This window comes from bacterium, assembly GCA_021159335.1.
Classification (GTDB): Bacteria; UBP14; UBA6098; order B30-G16; family B30-G16; genus JAGGRZ01.
The window spans coordinates 1-1,199 of record JAGGRZ010000027.1; the positions used below are offsets into that span (position 1 = coordinate 1).

Genomic DNA, 1,199 nt, shown 5'->3' on the forward strand with positions numbered 1-1,199 from the left:
GGCTGTAACCTAAATATTGTGTCTGGAGAAAATAACCGAGATAAGCTAAAGGGTTTACAGGGAGTCCCCTGTTTCGTAGAAACAGGGGACTCCTCTATAATTACCCCCAAAAACGGAGGTAAATACCATGAAATCCGTTGATAAGGATAAACTGATCTCCGAAATTGTCAAGTCCTATCTTGAGGAAAAAGAGCAAAAAGGCAGTCCCCCTATAAGGGCACTCCTCGAGATGCTCTTAGACACCCTTATGAAGGCGGAAAGGGATGTCTATCTGAAGAACGCAGAGTCGAACAAGGCAAATGGTTATTACAACAGGTCACTGACTACCGGGGCTTTTAAGTTAGATCTTAAGGTTCCAAGGGACAGAGATGGGGAATTTAGACCTTCTATTTTGCCAGATAGGTGGAGGCGTTCAGATTCAGAGTATCAGGCTCTATTGATTTCGCTTATAGCCAATGGATATTCGAAGGGGGAGATAAGAAGGACTTTAAGGGGGTTGGGATTATTTTACTCGGAGGGTGATATAGAGGAGATAAGGGTGGCGTTGGAGGAGGCGGTTGAGGATTTCAAGGCGAGGGAGTTGGGGTCCGATTGGTTGGCGGTATTTATAGATGCTTATGGGTGCAATGTGAAGGAGAGTGGGAGGGTGAGGAAAGCTCAGGTTTATGTGGTAGTGGGGATAGATTTGGGGGGTGGGAAGGAGCTTTTGGGGTTTTATGTGAGGTTTGGGCAGGAGAGTAAGTCAATGTGGTTAGAGGTATTGAGGGATTTGATAGACAGGGGGTTAAAGAGGCCGCTTTTGGTTGTGTCGGATGATTTCAAGGGGTTGGAGGATGCGGTATTGGAGGTATTTCCATTGAGTGATCATCAGTTGTGTTATGTGCATTTGATGAGGAACATAAAGAGGAACTTAGGGAGGAAGGATGCATCGGAATTTATTATGGGGCTCAAGAGGATAGCCATGGCACCGGATTATGAGTTGGGGTTAGAGGAGTTTAGGGAGTTGTGTGAGAGGTACAGAGACAGGTATCCGAGGTATATGGAGATTTTAATGAGGAAGGCGGGGAGCTATCTTGCTTTCTTGAAGTATCCGGGGGATATAAGGAGGTTTATATACACGACGAATTTAGTTGAGAGTTTCAACAGTCTAATGGAGGTGATGAGGTATGAGAAGAGGGGGCATTTTCAGTCAGTGGGGC

General features: G+C 45.7%; 1 protein-coding gene. It reads left to right on the top strand.

What is annotated here, in order from left to right:
- Positions 1 to 127: 127 nt before the first annotated feature.
- Positions 128 to 1,199, top strand: a 1,072-nt coding sequence (locus J7J62_01810) for an IS256 family transposase (GenBank protein ID MCD6123892.1), incomplete at its 3' end; no start/stop codon positions are given.